Origin of the sequence: Mycolicibacter sinensis, assembly GCF_001667375.1 — a bacterium.
In the GTDB taxonomy this organism is placed as follows: Bacteria; Actinomycetota; Actinomycetes; order Mycobacteriales; family Mycobacteriaceae; genus Mycobacterium; species Mycobacterium sinense_A.
The window spans coordinates 82,388-95,747 of sequence record NZ_LZIN01000015.1 but is presented as its reverse complement, the minus strand read 5'-3'; the positions used below and the strand labels follow the sequence as shown (position 1 = coordinate 95,747).

The 13,360-nt window shown below is 68.5% G+C and carries 14 protein-coding genes; 8 read left to right on the top strand and 6 right to left on the bottom strand.

Translation table 11 applies throughout. The features are described from left to right. The first annotated feature begins 259 nt into the window (after positions 1–259). A complete protein-coding gene (locus A5771_RS23740) occupies positions 260–1,009 on the top strand; it encodes an MmpS family transport accessory protein (protein WP_064853700.1) in 750 nt (249 codons plus the stop codon). A 4-nt stretch (positions 1,010–1,013) separates the two neighbouring features. Here the strand turns inward: A5771_RS23740 and A5771_RS02950 are convergent, their stop codons facing one another. After that, positions 1,014–2,057, bottom strand: coding sequence for an NAD(P)H-dependent amine dehydrogenase family protein (locus A5771_RS02950; protein WP_064853699.1), 1,044 nt, complete (start codon positions 2,055–2,057; stop codon positions 1,014–1,016). A 56-nt stretch (positions 2,058–2,113) separates the two neighbouring features. Between A5771_RS02950 and A5771_RS02945 the strand changes: the two genes are divergently transcribed. Continuing rightward, entirely contained in the window at positions 2,114–3,307 is a 1,194-nt protein-coding gene (locus A5771_RS02945) for an enhanced intracellular survival protein Eis (protein WP_109401002.1), read from the top strand. 5 nt (positions 3,308–3,312) lie between these two features. On the opposite strand, the gene A5771_RS02940 is transcribed toward A5771_RS02945, so the two are convergent. Both A5771_RS02940 and A5771_RS02935 read right to left on the bottom strand, forming a co-directional pair. Continuing rightward, positions 3,313–4,422: an acyl-CoA dehydrogenase family protein gene (locus tag A5771_RS02940; RefSeq protein ID WP_064853697.1), complete on the bottom strand. Its 1,110-nt coding sequence runs from the start codon at positions 4,420–4,422 to the stop codon at positions 3,313–3,315. Positions 4,423–4,436: 14 nt separating this feature from the next. Then, complete coding sequence (locus A5771_RS02935) at positions 4,437–5,597, bottom strand: acyl-CoA dehydrogenase family protein (RefSeq protein WP_064853696.1); 1,161 nt, start codon at positions 5,595–5,597, stop codon at positions 4,437–4,439. A 107-nt stretch (positions 5,598–5,704) separates the two neighbouring features. Between A5771_RS02935 and A5771_RS02930 the strand changes: the two genes are divergently transcribed. The 4 genes from A5771_RS02930 (at position 5,705) to holA (ending at position 9,716) form a co-directional block, all read left to right on the top strand. Next, positions 5,705–6,241, top strand: a complete 537-nt coding sequence (locus tag A5771_RS02930) for a DUF4352 domain-containing protein (RefSeq protein ID WP_064853695.1) — start codon at positions 5,705–5,707, stop codon at positions 6,239–6,241. Positions 6,242–6,336: 95 nt separating this feature from the next. Then, entirely contained in the window at positions 6,337–7,182 is an 846-nt protein-coding gene (locus tag A5771_RS02925) for a ComEA family DNA-binding protein (protein WP_064853694.1), read from the top strand. A gap of 2 nt (positions 7,183–7,184) precedes the next feature. Next, the gene (locus A5771_RS02920; protein WP_234782920.1) at positions 7,185–8,741 is read left to right on the top strand and encodes a ComEC/Rec2 family competence protein; all 1,557 of its coding nucleotides are present in this window, start codon (positions 7,185–7,187) and stop codon (positions 8,739–8,741) included. A gap of 12 nt (positions 8,742–8,753) precedes the next feature. Next, positions 8,754–9,716, top strand: coding sequence for a DNA polymerase III subunit delta (gene holA / locus A5771_RS02915; RefSeq protein ID WP_064853693.1), 963 nt, complete (start codon positions 8,754–8,756; stop codon positions 9,714–9,716). Positions 9,717–9,789: 73 nt separating this feature from the next. Here the strand turns inward: holA and rpsT are convergent, their stop codons facing one another. Both rpsT and A5771_RS02905 read right to left on the bottom strand, forming a co-directional pair. After that, positions 9,790–10,050, bottom strand: coding sequence for a 30S ribosomal protein S20 (rpsT, locus tag A5771_RS02910; protein WP_064853692.1), 261 nt, complete (start codon positions 10,048–10,050; stop codon positions 9,790–9,792). Between the two features lie 120 nt (positions 10,051–10,170). After that, positions 10,171–11,028 (bottom strand): ribonuclease Z, encoded by an 858-nt coding sequence (locus A5771_RS02905; protein ID WP_109401001.1) that lies wholly within the window; start codon positions 11,026–11,028, stop codon positions 10,171–10,173. A gap of 115 nt (positions 11,029–11,143) precedes the next feature. Here A5771_RS02905 and A5771_RS02900 point away from each other — a divergent pair, with 115 nt between their 5' ends. Then, a complete protein-coding gene (locus tag A5771_RS02900; protein ID WP_064853691.1) occupies positions 11,144–11,572 on the top strand; it encodes a CBS domain-containing protein in 429 nt (142 codons plus the stop codon). A gap of 11 nt (positions 11,573–11,583) precedes the next feature. Here the strand turns inward: A5771_RS02900 and A5771_RS02895 are convergent, their stop codons facing one another. Next, a complete protein-coding gene (locus tag A5771_RS02895) occupies positions 11,584–12,198 on the bottom strand; it encodes a type II toxin-antitoxin system PemK/MazF family toxin (protein WP_064853690.1) in 615 nt (204 codons plus the stop codon). Between the two features lie 511 nt (positions 12,199–12,709). Between A5771_RS02895 and A5771_RS02890 the strand changes: the two genes are divergently transcribed. Beyond that, the gene (locus A5771_RS02890) at positions 12,710–13,252 is read left to right on the top strand and encodes a hypothetical protein (RefSeq protein WP_064853689.1); all 543 of its coding nucleotides are present in this window, start codon (positions 12,710–12,712) and stop codon (positions 13,250–13,252) included. Positions 13,253–13,360: the final 108 nt, after the last annotated feature.

Here is a 13,360-nt window from a genome sequence, read left to right as displayed (position 1 = left end):
TGCGGGAGCCGGTCATTAGAGGAAGATTCAGATCGCCGCAATAGTCAAACGCCATTGGATTCCGCCGGCCGTGAAGCCACCTTCACGTTCGGCGGGGTGGGAGGAGGTCAGACGCACCCATTGCGATCGTTAGCCAAGCGAAGGTTTATGCTGCCCGGGGACGATCTTCGGGGCAGCCTTCGACGATTCCGAGCGAGGCCGGAACAAACTGTCAGCTGCCGGCGTTCGACCGCACTATCGACCAGCGGAAGGCGGTGATATGAGGAAGATTCAGATCGCCGCAATAGTCAAACGGCATTGGATTCCGCTGGTCTTCATCGTGGTCGTCTTCATATCCGCCGTGATCGTCACCCGGCTGCACAAGGTATTCGCCTCCCAGGACCTCAATCCCCACGCCGGCCTTTCAGTAGCATGGCCGCTGATGCACGGTCTGATGAATGGCGTCCGAGTCGGCGCAGTGGTCATCGTGGTAGCGCTGGCCCTGGCCGGTTGCAGCGGCAACGGCAGGTCAGGCGCGAAATCGTCGGAGTCGACCACGCCGGGGGCGTCCTGGTCGCGCCCGGATGCGCCGCCTGATCCGCACACCCTGCTGCGCGCGGGTGACCTCGCCGTTTCGCAGGTGCCCGCCAGCGTGCTGATCTTCATCGAGAGCGAAACCAACGATTCCGGCAGCTGGAAGGCGCGGGTGGTCACGCCCGACGGCGCCGAACGGCAACTCAAGATCGAATCCGACGGCGAGTCGGTGCTGGTCGGCCCGACCGTCACCGATGACAGCGACGCCGACAAGGCCAAACGACGCGCCAATCTGCACGGCGCCCACCTGGACTACCGGGCCGCGGTGAAAAAGGTGCTGAGCGCGGTGCCCAACGGCTCGGTCACCGAGTTGAGTCTGCTCGACCTGAACGGCACCGTGGTGTGGGACGCCGACGTGTGGGACACCGAACTGGTCGAGCACGACGTCACCATCGATGCGGCGTCGGGGGCGGTCACCACCAACCGCCCGGTGTAGTTGGCTAACCGCCGGCGCGGCCGGTGATCGGCGGCAGGTCGGCCAGGGTGACGATGCCCGGCGCAGCCGCGACCACCGCGGGCACCGCATTGGTCACCGGCATGGCGGTGTAGATCGAACCCAATCCGTTGAAGTTCGGCTCGCTCCAGTCCTTGGGCGGCAGGCAGTTGATGACGGTGCGCATGTTCGGCACTCCGAACACCTGGATCACGTGGCCGTGCGCCACCGGCTTGGGCGGCGTGACGTGGCTGCCCATGATCCAGTTGAATCCCACGCTGACCACGTTGCGCGCACCGACCCAGCCGCGGTGATAGCCGAAGACACTGCCCACGGTTCCGGCGGGGATCTTCATGAAGCCCAGGTCGCTGTCACCGGTCGCGGCGGTGAACTGCACGTCGAAGGTGATCCTGTCCAGCTGCGCACCGATCGCGTCGGCCATCATCGCCGCGGACTCGGCGAACACCTCGCATTCGCGGCGGACGCTCTCGGCAAGCCCCGGGGTGTCGGGGTCCCGACCGAAGCCCATCGCCGCCATGGTGGCCGCGGACTCATACGTCGAGCAGTCTACCGATTCGGTGATCCGGATCTCGTCGACCCGCTCACACGCCCCCGACAGCACCATGCCGACCATGTTGGTCAGCCCGGGGTGTGCACCACTGCCGAACATCGTCGAGTTCCCGGCCCGGCAGGCATCCTCGATGCGGGTGCGGTCTTCCGGGGTCTGTTTGCCGCCGGTGATCCAGGCGGCCGTGGAGCACACGTTGATGCCGGCTTCCAGCAGCCGGACCAATTCGTCGATGCTCGGCCACAACGGGTTATAGCAACAGGCGTCGGGCTTCAGCGCGATCAAGGCGTCGATGTCGTCGGTGGCGGTGATCCCGGTCGGTTCCGGCCAGCCGGCCAACTCGGCAGCGTCCACCCCGACCTTGTTCTTGCCGTGGGCGTAGACGCCGACCAGCTCCATGTCGGGACGGCCGATGATGGCGTGCAGCGAGCGCTGCCCGATGTTGCCGGTGGTCCATTGGATGACGCGCAGCGGTGTGCTCATGGCTCCACACCTTATGGGGATGCGGCGCGCCGCCGGTTGTGGCACCGTCGAAGTCCGTGACCGATGTGACGGTGCGGACCGCGAAGGACGACGACTGGCCGGCGATCTTGCTGTTGGAGGCCGCCGGCTTCGGGTCGTTCACCCACCCGGACCAGATCGAGGCCATTCGCACCCTGGTCCCGCCCGACGGAGCGGTGGTGGCCTGCGAACGCGGCGTGGTGATCGGCGTGGCGTTCTACCTCGACTTGCGGCTCACGGTTCCCGGCGGGGCGGTGCTGCCGGCCGCAGGCATCAGCGGCGTGGTCGTTGCGCCCACCCACCGCCGGCGCGGTGTGCTGCGCGCCATGTACATCGAATTGCACCGGCGCATCGCCGATTCCGGGTATCCGGTGGCGGCGCTGACGGCCAGCGAAGGCGGCATCTACGGGCGATTCGGTTACGGCCCGGCCACCGTCGACCGGGAGCTGACCATCGACCGGCGGTTCGCGGTTTTCCACCCCGACGCACCCGACCCCGGCGGCGTCAGGCTGGTCCGGGCCGGTGACCACCGCGACGAGTTCGCCGCGATCTACGACCGTTGCCGCGAGCGCACTCCCGGTGGGCTGGTACGCCCGACCCCGCTCTGGGACGACCTGCTCGCCGACCGGGAAGGCGACCGCGACGGCGGCACCGCATGGATGGCGCTGCTGCACCCGGACGGTTACGCCCTGTACCGGGTGCACGGGGCGAAGCCCAAGACGGTGCGGGTGGCGGAGCTGCGGGCCGTCACGCCGGAGGCGCACGCCGCGTTGTGGCGTGCGCTGTTGGGCATGGATCTGATGCAGACCGTCGTCATCGGCACCTACCCGGACGATCCGCTGCCCTATCTGTTGACCGACACCCGGTTGGCCCGCACTACCGCACGCACCGACGAGGGCTGGCTGCGGTTGATGGACGTCCCGGCCGCATTGGCGACCCGCGGCTACGCCGCAGACCTGAGCGTGGTGCTGGAGGTGTCCGATCGGTTCCGCGGCGATGGTGGCCGATTTGCGCTGGAAATCCGCGACGGCCAGGCGCAGTGCACCCGCTGCGACGCACCCGCGGACGCCGAACTGGATCTCGACGTGCTGGGCAGCCTTTACCTGGGAACCCACCGCGTATCGGCGCTGACCGCAGCGAACCGGTTACGGTGCCGACAGCCGGGACTGGTGCAGCGGCTTGACGCGGCGTTCGCCAGCGCGGTGCCGGCTCAGCTCGGCTTCTTCTTCTAAAGCGGCTACAGCTTGGCCAGGCCGTAGCGGTCCAGGTTGTCCATCAGCACGTGCACCTGATCCTGCGAAGAGCCCAGGGTGTGCTCGATCGCGGTGAGCCGGGCTGCGAGGTGGCCGACCGGATATTCCCAGGTCATCCCGATCCCGCCGTGCAGCTGGATGGCCTCCTGAGCGATGTGTCGCCCGGAGCGGCCGATCTGCAGCTTGGCGCGTGCCGCGATCACCGGGTCGAGGTTGCCGTCGGCGATCGACATGGCCGCGTACATGCTCATGCTGCGGGCCAACTCCAGCGAGACGTACATGTCGGCGGCGCGCTGAGTCAGGGTCTGGAAGGTGTTGAGCGTGACGCCGAACTGCTTGCGGGTCTTGAGGTAATCGGTGGTCAGCCGCAGTGCCTCTTCCATCGCGCCGACCGCCTCGGCGCACAGCGCCGAGGAGATGCGGATGAGCGCGTGCTCGATGGCACCGGTGGCGTCGGCGGCCGCACCGAGCGGAGCGCCCGGGGTGTTGTCCAAGTCGATCTGGGCGCCGCGCCGGCCGTCGAAGGTTCGGTAGGGCGACCGCGTCAGACCGTCGGCGCCTCCGTCGACCAGGAATAGTCCGGTCCCGCCGTCTGGCAGGGCGGCGCTGACCACCAGGGTGTCGGCGCGGTCGCCGGTCAGCACCGGGTTCTTACGCCCACTGAGCAGCCACGAATCACCTTGCTGCGCAGCCGCGGTGGTTACTTTGACGTTCCCACCGCGCGTGCCCGGCTCGGTGTGGGCGAATGCCAGGATCTGCTCGCCCTCGGCGACCGCGTCGAGCAGTTTGCGCTGCTCGGCATCGCCGTGTTCGGCGATCAGCGCACCCGGCCCGAGCGCTCCGTGCAGGACGGGCTCGGGGGCCACGCGCCGGCCGATCTCGGTGAGCACCACCATGATCTCCAGCGGTCCGGACTCCTCCGGTTCGAACCCGAGACCGAGAATTCCGGTGTCGGCCAGCTGTTTCCACACCTGCGGGTCGAAGCCTGGGTCGGCGTCGACGACCGTGTTGCGGGTCTCGGTGTCGTAGCCCGACAACATCGAACGGGTGGTGTCGCGAAGCAGGACCTGCTCGTCGCTGAGTTGAAAGTCCATGACCGTCGTACCTCCTACAGGCCCAGAATGGTGGACGCGATGATGGTGCGTTGCACCTCGTTGCTGCCGCCGTAGATAGATGTTTTGCGGTAGTTCAGGTAGGTCGGGGCAGCATGCTGCGCCCACTCCGGTGTGGCGATGCCCTCGCCCGCCTCGAACGGCAGCACGTCGGGACCGGCGAGCTCGACGAACAGTTCGGTGACGGCCTGCTGCAGTTGGCTGCCGCGCAGCTTGAGCACCGACGACGCCGGGTTGGGCTTGCCGTCGGCGGAGTCACTCGACACCCGCATCTGGGTGAGTTCCAGTGCCAGCAAGTCGTTTTCGACCTCGGCCAGCCGTGCCGCGAACAGCGGGTCATCGAGTGCGCCGAGCTCCGTGGCGCGCTCCTTGACCTCGGCGAGTCGCACCTTGGTGCGGGTCACCCCGGCGATCCCGGTGCGCTCGTTGCCCAGCAGGAACTTCGCGTAGGTCCAGCCATGGTTCTCCTCGCCGACCAGCTGATCGGCGGGCACCCGCACGTCGGAGAAGAAGACCTCGTTGACCTCGTAGCCGCCGTCGATCAGCTTGATCGGCCGCATGGTGACACCCGGCGTGTTCACCTCGAACAGCAGGAACGAGATGCCGGCCTGCTTTTTGGGGGCCTGCGGGTCGGTGCGCACGAGACAGAAAATCCAGTCCGCGTACTGCCCGAGCGTGGTCCAGGTCTTCTGCCCGTTGACGATGTAGCTGTCGCCGTCGCGTATCGCTGTGGTGCGCAGCGACGCCAGGTCGGAGCCGGCGTCCGGCTCGGAAAACCCTTGGCACCACCAGATATCCAGGTTGGCGGTGGCCGGCAGGAAGCGTTCTTTGATGGCCTGCGAACCGAATTCGGCGATCACCGGACCCACCATCTTGGCGTTGAAGGTCAGCGGCTCGGGCACCGACGCCAATTGCATTTCGTCGAGCCAGATCTGGTGCTGGGTCAGCGTCCAGTCCTTGCCGCCCCACTCGACCGGCCAGTTGGGCACCGCGAGACCGTTCGCATTGAGGATCTTCTGCGTGGCCACGATGTCGTCGGGGAAGATCGATTGGCCGAGCCGGCCGCGCTCCCGGATGTCCGCGGGGATCTCGGTGGTGAAGAAGGTGCGCATCTCGTCGCGGAATGCGGCCTCCTCGGCGGTCAGTGCCAGTCTCACGTCGGCCTCCGGGTGGGTGGGTGAACACGGGTTGATATGCACCCTAATCGGAACCCGGCAGGCACTGCGGGGGAGGGCTTACCATGCGCTTTTGTACGCTGGAGTCCATGAGACGGTGGGTCGTCGCGCTGGGTGTCCTGGTCTTATCGCTGGTGTCGTGTTCGGCGGAGCCGGCCGGGGAAGCGCGGCCGGCGCCGTCGGCTTCGGCGCAGCAGCCCCCGCCCGCCCGTCCGGTCGCCCATCTCGGTCAGACACTGGACCTGATGCGGATCGGCGGGCAGAAGATCGCGGTGACGTTGACGGAGGTCCTCGACCCCGCCACGGTGCCCAACGGCTGGGGCGAGGCCGGCAAAACCTACATCGCGACCAAACTACGGATCGAGAACGCCGGAACGACGACCATCGTCGGCAACAGCAACAGCGACGTCTCGGTGGTCGGTTCCGATGACCAGAACTACCAGGCCGATTTCGCCACCGTGACCGAGTGCCAGGACTTCGCCTACGGGTGGTTCCTGCTCGCCGCCGGATCCTCGAGCACCGGCTGCGTCGTGTTCGCGCTGCCCGCGGGGGTCACCGCGACGAAAGTCCGCTACTCACCGTCCTCGGGCATCTCCCGTGACATCGGGGAATGGGTGAACCCGTAGCGGGTTCCTGCACAATCGCGGGTTGATCCACAATTCGGGCTCCCAGCCGCTGCGGAGCCGGCCGCGCTGCCAGAGCCGCGGCCTACCGTCGCCGCATGGCACCAGAACTTCCCGGCGAGCGACTGCAGCGTCGCCTCGGCCTGCTGCCCGAGCCCGCCCACAGCGACGACACACCCGAGCCCGATGACGAAGCCGGCCCGAACTCATTGCTGCCGCGCTGGCTACCCGACGGGACGGCTGAGGCCGGTTGGCTCGCCAAGGTGCGGGCCGACCCGGGACGGGCCGGCACGATCGCCCTGGCGGTGATCGCCGCGGTTGCGGTGCTCGTCACCGTTTTCACCGTGCTCCGCGACCAGCCTGCGCCGGTGCGCAGCGCCAAACTGCCGCCGGTAGAGATGGTTTCGACCGCCAGCCCGCGCGCCGACGAACCCGCTGCGGCGCCGGTGGCATCCGGTGCCGATCAGGTGGTGGTCAGCGTGGTCGGGTTGGTGCACAAGCCGGGGCTGGCGACGCTGGCACCCGGCTCGCGGATCGCCGACGCGCTCACCGCCGCCGGCGGGGCGCTCGATGGCGCCGACACCATCGGGTTGAACCTGGCCCGGCCCCTGGTCGACGGCGAACAGATCGTGGTCGGGCTGGCGCCGCCGTCGGGTCCGCCGGTGCTCGGCAGCTCGGTCGGCGCCCCCTCGCCGGCACCGGACGCGCCGCGGACCAGCACCGCGCCGGCCAAACCGGAGCCCAAATCCGGTGAACCGGTCAACCTCAACACCGCGACCGTCGAGCAGCTCGACGCGCTGCCCGGCGTCGGCCCGGTGACTGCCGCCGCCATCGTCGCGTGGCGGGAGACCCACGGCAAATTCGCCCAGGTGGACCAACTCGGCGAGGTCGACGGCATCGGCCCGGCGCGCCTGGAGAAGCTGCGTGCCCTGGTCCGCGTCTGACGGTGACCTCGCCCGAGGCCGCGCCGGCGGTCCGGCTGGATGTTCGGCTGGTGCCGGCGGCGCTCACCGGGTGGCTGATCACCGCTGCGGGCATCCAGTGGCAGATCGGCGGCGCACTGGCGCTGCTGTGCGCCCTGCTCGGTGCGTTGTGCGGTGCACTGTGCTGGTACGGCGCGCGGACGCGGCGGCCCCGGTGGCGGCTGGCCGGTGCGGCACTGGCAGCGGCGGCAACAGTGGGGGCCGGGTTCGGATGGGCCGTTGCGCTGCGCACCGACTCGGTCGCCCACCATCCGATCACCGCGGCGTTCGGCCGCAGTGCGGCGGTGACGGTCACCCCGAGCGAGAGCCCGATGGCCGCCGGTGCCCGCCGGGTGATGTTCCGGGCCACGCTGCAGTATCTTGACGGCGCCGAATCCTCCGGCCGCGTCGTGGTTTTCGCATCCGGCATGGAATTCGACGAGGCGATGGTCGGCCAGTCGATGGCGTTTCGCGCCAAGGTTGCCCGCCCGGCCCGGCGTGACCTGACCGTCGCGACGCTGACCGCCGCGGGCGAACCCGCCTGGGGCCGGCCCGGACTCATCGCCCGGTCAGCCCATCAGGTGCGTGCCCGGTTTGCGGCGGCCGCCGCGCGGGTGCTGCCCGGCGACCAGGCCCGGATGTTGCCCGCCCTGGTCCTCGGGGATACCTCGGGGATCACTGCGGCGACCGGACGCGAGTTTCGGGCCGCAGGTCTGACGCACCTGATGGCGGTCTCGGGTGCCAATGTGACCATCGTCTGCGGCGCGATGTTGTTTTCGGCGCGTCTGGTCGGGCCGCGCGCGGCGGCGGTATTGGCCGGGTTCGCGTTGGTGGCGTTCGTGGTCGTCGTGCAGCCGACGGCCAGCGTGCTGCGGGCGGCGGTGATGGGGGCGATCGCCTTGCTGGGGGTGCTCTCGGCGCGCCGGCGCCAGGCGATTCCGAGCCTGGCCGCCAGCGTGCTGGTGCTACTCGCGCTGGCCCCGCACCTGGCCGTCGATGTCGGCTTCGCACTGTCGGTGGTCGCCACCGCGGCGCTGGTGCTGATCGCACCGGTCTGGTCGGCGCGGCTGGTAGCCCGCGGCTGGCCGAAACCCGTGGCCGTCGCGGTCGCGGTGGCATGGGCCGCCAACCTGGTCACCGCGCCGCTGATCGCCGGGATCTCCGGGCGGCTCAGCCTGGTCAGCACGCTCGCCAACCTCGCGGTGGCGGTGCTGGTCGCGCCGATCACCGTGCTGGGCAGCGCGGCGGCGGTGCTGTGCGGATGGTGGCCGGCGGCCGCCGAACTGTTGATCCGCTTCACCGGGCCCGAACTGTGGTGGGTCTGCCACGTCGCACACTGGACCGGCGGGGTTCCCGCCGCCACCCTGCCGGTGCCGGCGGGGACGGCCGGGGTGGTCGGTGTGGGCGCTGCCGCGGTGCTAATCGTGGTCTGCTGGCGATGGCGGTGTGGCCGGTGGGTGCTGGCCGCGCTGGCGCTGTGCCTACTGGCCTGGTCGGTCTCCGAGGTGTTGACCGCCTGGGCGGGTGTCGGCACTGCGTGACACGATTGGCGGGTGAGCCAACCGGTTTCGCTGCTGCACCTGATCCTCGGTGATGAGGAACTGCTGGTCGAGCGGGCGGTCGCGCAGATACTGGCGGCGGTACGGACCCAGGCCGGCAGCACCGACATCCCGGTGGACCGGTTGCGGGCCGGCGAAGTCGAGGCGGGTGAGCTTGCCGAGCTGCTGAGCCCGTCGTTGTTCGCCGACGAACGCGTGGTGGTGCTCGAAGCCGCCGGCGAGGCCGGCAAAGATGCCGTGACCCTGATCGGGTCGACGGCCGCCGATGTGCCGGCGGGCACCGTGCTGGTGGTGGTGCACTCCGGCGCCGGGCGAGCCAAGGCGCTGGCCGGGCAGCTGCGGGAGCTTGGCGCCCAGGTGCACCCGTGCGCGAAGATCACCAAGGCCGCCGAGCGCGCTGACTTCGTTCGCTCCGAGTTCCGCCGGCTCAAGGTCCGGGTTGACGACGCCTGCGTCACGGCGCTGCTGGATGCGGTGGGCTCCGATATCCGTGAGCTGGCCTCGGCCTGCTCGCAGCTCGTCGCCGATACCGGCGGCCAGGTCGACGCCCTCGCGGTGCGCCGCTACCACAGCGGGAAAGCCGAGGTGAAAGGCTTCGACGTCGCCGATCGGGCCGTCGTCGGCGATGTCGAAGGCGCCACCGAGGCCCTGCGCTGGGCGATGATCCGTGGCGAACCGCACGTGGTGCTGGCCGACGCGCTGGCCGAGGCGATCCACACCATCGCCAGGGTCGGCCCCAAGTCCGGTGACCCCTACCGGCTGGCCGGCGAATTGGGCATGCCGCCGTGGCGGGTGCAGAAGGCGCAGAAGCAGTCCCGCTATTGGTCGCGCGACTCGGTGGCCGTCGCGGTGCGGCTGGTGGCAGCCTTAAACGCCGACGTCAAGGGCGCTGCCGCCGACGCCGACTACGCACTGGAAGCCGCGGTCCGCCGAGTCGCCGAGCTGGCTGCCCGCTGACTGGTGTCGAGCAGACACGAAAGCCCCCAAATTCCAACCGGAATGGGGGCTTTGGTGTCTGTTCGCGAGTGGATCAGAGCTTGTTGAGGGCCTGCGCCAGCGCCGACTTCTTGTTGGCGGCCTGGTTCTTGTGGATCACGCCCTTGCTCGCGGCCTTGTCCAGCTTGCGGCTGGTCGACGCCAGCAGCTCGCCGGCCTTGTCCTTGTCGCCGGCCTCGGCGGCCTCACGGAAGGCGCGGATCGCGGTGCGCACCGCCGACTTCACCGACTGGTTGCGCAGCCGGGCGCGCTCGTTGGTCCGGTTGCGCTTCACCTGCGACTTGATGTTGGCCACGAAGTAGTTCCTTCTTAAAAGCTTGCGTTGGGTTCGCCTCCCGACGTGGGGGCAACGGCTGTTCAGATTACCAGCTGGGCTATCAACTCCCCAACTTGGCTCAACCGCGGCGCTCCACGCTCAGCCTTCCGCATGCACATCGACCCGGTGCAGGTCATCGCCGAGCTCGATCGGCCCGTCGAACTCTGCGGCCGCCAGCGCCCGCCACTGCTCCTCCTGCCCGGGTGCGATGGCCGGCACGTAATGGGTCAGCACCAGCGTGCCGACCCCGGCGCGCCGGGCGGTCGCGGCGGCTTCGGCCACCGACGAATGGTAGTCGCAGATGTCGCGGATCCGCTGCTGGGGGAGCGCGTCGATGAGGTCCTTGCGGATCACGGTGTGGACCAGCGCGCCGGCTCCGGCGGCCAGCTCATCGAGGCTGTCACAAGGCACGGTGTCGCCGGCCAGCACCACCGAGGCGGTCCCGGATTCATCGGCGTACTCGACGCGGAATCCGATCGTGGGCGCCACCGGCCGATGATCGGTGGGTGCCACGGTGATCTGCACCCCGTCGCGATCCCACACCTGGCCGGCGGTGTGCTCGTGCACCTCGACCGGGGGCGGGGCCGTCAGATCGTCGTGGTGGGCGATGCGGTAGCCGATGTCGCGTCCGAAGGCTCGCAGCGTCGCCTCCACCACCTCCGCTGTTCCCGGCGGGCCGATGATCGGCAACGGCGCGGGGTCGGGGGTGAACGTGGTGACCCACCGGGTGATCAGCACGTCGCCGAGGTCGGCGATGTGGTCACTGTGCAGATGGGTGAGTAGCAGCGCCGACAGCGTGTTGGCCGACGCCCCGGCGGCGGCCAACCGCTGCAGCACCCCGCGTCCGCAGTCCACGAGCAGTGCCTGGCCCCCGGCCCGGATCAGGGTCGACGGTCCGGCGCGGTTCGGGTCGGGGATCGGGCTTCCGGTGCCCAGCAGGGTGATCTCGATGGTCATGAGGTCACATATGCCACAGATGCGCACGCCGCGGTGGAGTTTCAACATCACCGCCCCGTATCCGCGCAAATGGCCTAGCCTGGTGTGAAGCAGATCACTGCGGCGGGAGGCTTAAATGCGGATCGCGGATGTATTGCGGAACAAGGGCGCGGCGGTGGTGACCATCCATCCGGAGGCCACCGTCATGGAGTTGCTGGCGGGTCTGGCCGAGCACAACATCGGCGCCATGGTGGTGATCGGACCCAACGGCCTGGAGGGGGTGGCCTCCGAGCGGGATGTGGTCCGCCAATTGCATGCCCACGGCGCCAGCATGCTGGCCCGGCCGGTGTCGGCGATCATGACCCAGTTGGTGGCGACCTGCACCAAGTCCGACACCGCCGACGAGGTCAGCATGCTGATGACCGAGCACCGGGCGCGGCACATACCGGTGCTCGAAGACGGCCGGCTGGCGGGGATCGTCAGCATCGGTGACGTGGTGAAGTCGCGGATGGAGGAGCTGCAGGCCGAGCACGCGCAGCTGCGCTCCTACATCAGCCAGGGCTAAAGCGCGGCCGGTCAGCTCCAGGAGTAGTCGCTGCGCAGCCGCGCGGCCACCACCTCGAACACCGTGCGCTCCAAAATGGCGCCCTCACGCCGGATCGACTCTTCGGGCACGTCGAGCACCCGGTCCAGCCGCACCCAGCTGAGCCGGTGGGCCTCATCCCAGCTGCCCGCGCCGATCCCCAGCCAGTTGGTGTCGTCGGCGTGGCGCGGCTGGCTGGACAACATCAGCCCCAGCAACATGCTGCGGTCGCGCCCGACCACCAGCACCGGCCGGTCCTTGCCTTGGCCCGGGTCATCCTCGTAGGCCACCCAGGTCCAGACGATCTCGCCCGGATCGGCTCGGCCGTTGAGGTCGGGCGCGTAGACCAGGCGCCGCGCGCGGTGCGCGCTGGGAACACTGCTGTTGGTGACCGGCCGGCCCGCCGGGACCGCCGGCGACGGGTCCGGCGCCGCGCCGCTGAGCACTTCAAGGCCGATCTTGATGCCCTGCTCGATGCCCCGCTGGATGCGCTGCTGCACCAGTGGAGCCTGCTCGAGCTGACGGATGAACCGTGGAGCTTCGTTGAACACCAGGTTTTCCGCGAATCGCTGCACCGTTTGCCAGGGGCTCTTCCGCGGGGAAGCCATGATCGCAGCATAGGCGAGGCGGGTTGAAACAGCGGTGTACTGAGTTGTTGGCGGTCTGGCCAGGCCAGAGTTTTCTTGACGCGGGGGTAAACAAACCGCACAGGAATCTGTACGAAAACTGATGTGCCACTTGGGTTGTCCCGTGAAGGGTAGCGGCGTACGGTACGAGAATAATCGTTAACACGGGGGCTTCTGAACCTGGGGGAGGGGCAGCGTAATTTCTTCCAGGGGTGCCTGAAATGAGGCGGGCCGTCGCCTGGGACAGTTTGTGCGCCAAGGCATTCGTCGTTGATTGACCGCCGGGGACCGGGGGGCCCCGGCGGGTAAACGCCCGGCCTCTTCCCTGCACTGAAGGGCTATCAGGGGGTTTATGGGTTGGGCGCCAAGCGCGCGGTTCGAACCGCAACAGGGTTAGGAAACCGATAGAGCATCTTCGGCGTTTGACTTGGCAGTGCTAGGGGCATGTGAGCCGGGATCCGGCCGCAGGACAATCATGAAAAGGGAAATGAGCATGAGCATGCGCAAAATCACCCTATTCGGCGGACTCGCGGCCGGCGCCGCGTTCGCGTTGGCGCCCTTGGCATCTGCCGAAGATCCCGACCCGTTGGGCTCTCTCGCGACCAGTGAGATCGGGTCGATGAACTTTCTGTTCGAGACCGACGCCGCACTGGCGGGTGTTCCGGGTGACGTCGTTAAGCACCCAGGCACCTTCGACACCATTCCTCCGGCGGACGCGCCGCAGACGGCCCCGGCGAGTCCTCTCGACTACCTGCTGTATGGGCTCAATCCCATCGCGGCGGGCCCGGCCTCGGATCCCGGCGCATACAACGTCATGAACGGCTCGATGGTCCAATTCGACGACGGCATTAACTCGCTGTTGTACGCGCTGTCGAACAACGACCATGTGCTCGCCTGGGACAGCGGTGACCTGTTCGGTGGGAACAGCGCGATGGACATCGCTACCGGCGCCAGCAGCGGATGGGAAGAGGCCGGTCAATACTTCCAAGCGGGCATGGCCGATCTGTTGGGGTACTTCGGCATCTTCGGCTCGTAGTCACAGCTGAGAATCGAATCCCCTGGAAGGTCCCTTCCGGGGGATTCGTTTTGTCACGGTCTCCGCGTGCTCCGGCCGGACAGACGGCGCTTCGCGACGCGCTTTTGT

Bases quoted from the DNA above. Each gene is read 5' to 3' on its own strand.
- A5771_RS23740 (WP_064853700.1), top strand. From the start codon at position 260: ATGAGGAAGATTCAGATCGCCGCAATAGTCAAACGGCATTGGATTCCG.
- A5771_RS02950 (WP_064853699.1), bottom strand. From the start codon at position 2,057: ATGAGCACACCGCTGCGCGTCATCCAATGGACCACCGGCAACATCGGG.
- A5771_RS02940 (WP_064853697.1), bottom strand. From the start codon at position 4,422: ATGGACTTTCAACTCAGCGACGAGCAGGTCCTGCTTCGCGACACCACC.
- A5771_RS02930 (WP_064853695.1), top strand. From the start codon at position 5,705: ATGAGACGGTGGGTCGTCGCGCTGGGTGTCCTGGTCTTATCGCTGGTG.
- A5771_RS02925 (WP_064853694.1), top strand. From the start codon at position 6,337: ATGGCACCAGAACTTCCCGGCGAGCGACTGCAGCGTCGCCTCGGCCTG.
- A5771_RS02905 (WP_109401001.1), bottom strand. From the start codon at position 11,028: ATGACCATCGAGATCACCCTGCTGGGCACCGGAAGCCCGATCCCCGAC.
- A5771_RS02900 (WP_064853691.1), top strand. From the start codon at position 11,144: ATGCGGATCGCGGATGTATTGCGGAACAAGGGCGCGGCGGTGGTGACC.
- A5771_RS02895 (WP_064853690.1), bottom strand. From the start codon at position 12,198: ATGGCTTCCCCGCGGAAGAGCCCCTGGCAAACGGTGCAGCGATTCGCG.
- A5771_RS02890 (WP_064853689.1), top strand. From the start codon at position 12,710: ATGAGCATGCGCAAAATCACCCTATTCGGCGGACTCGCGGCCGGCGCC.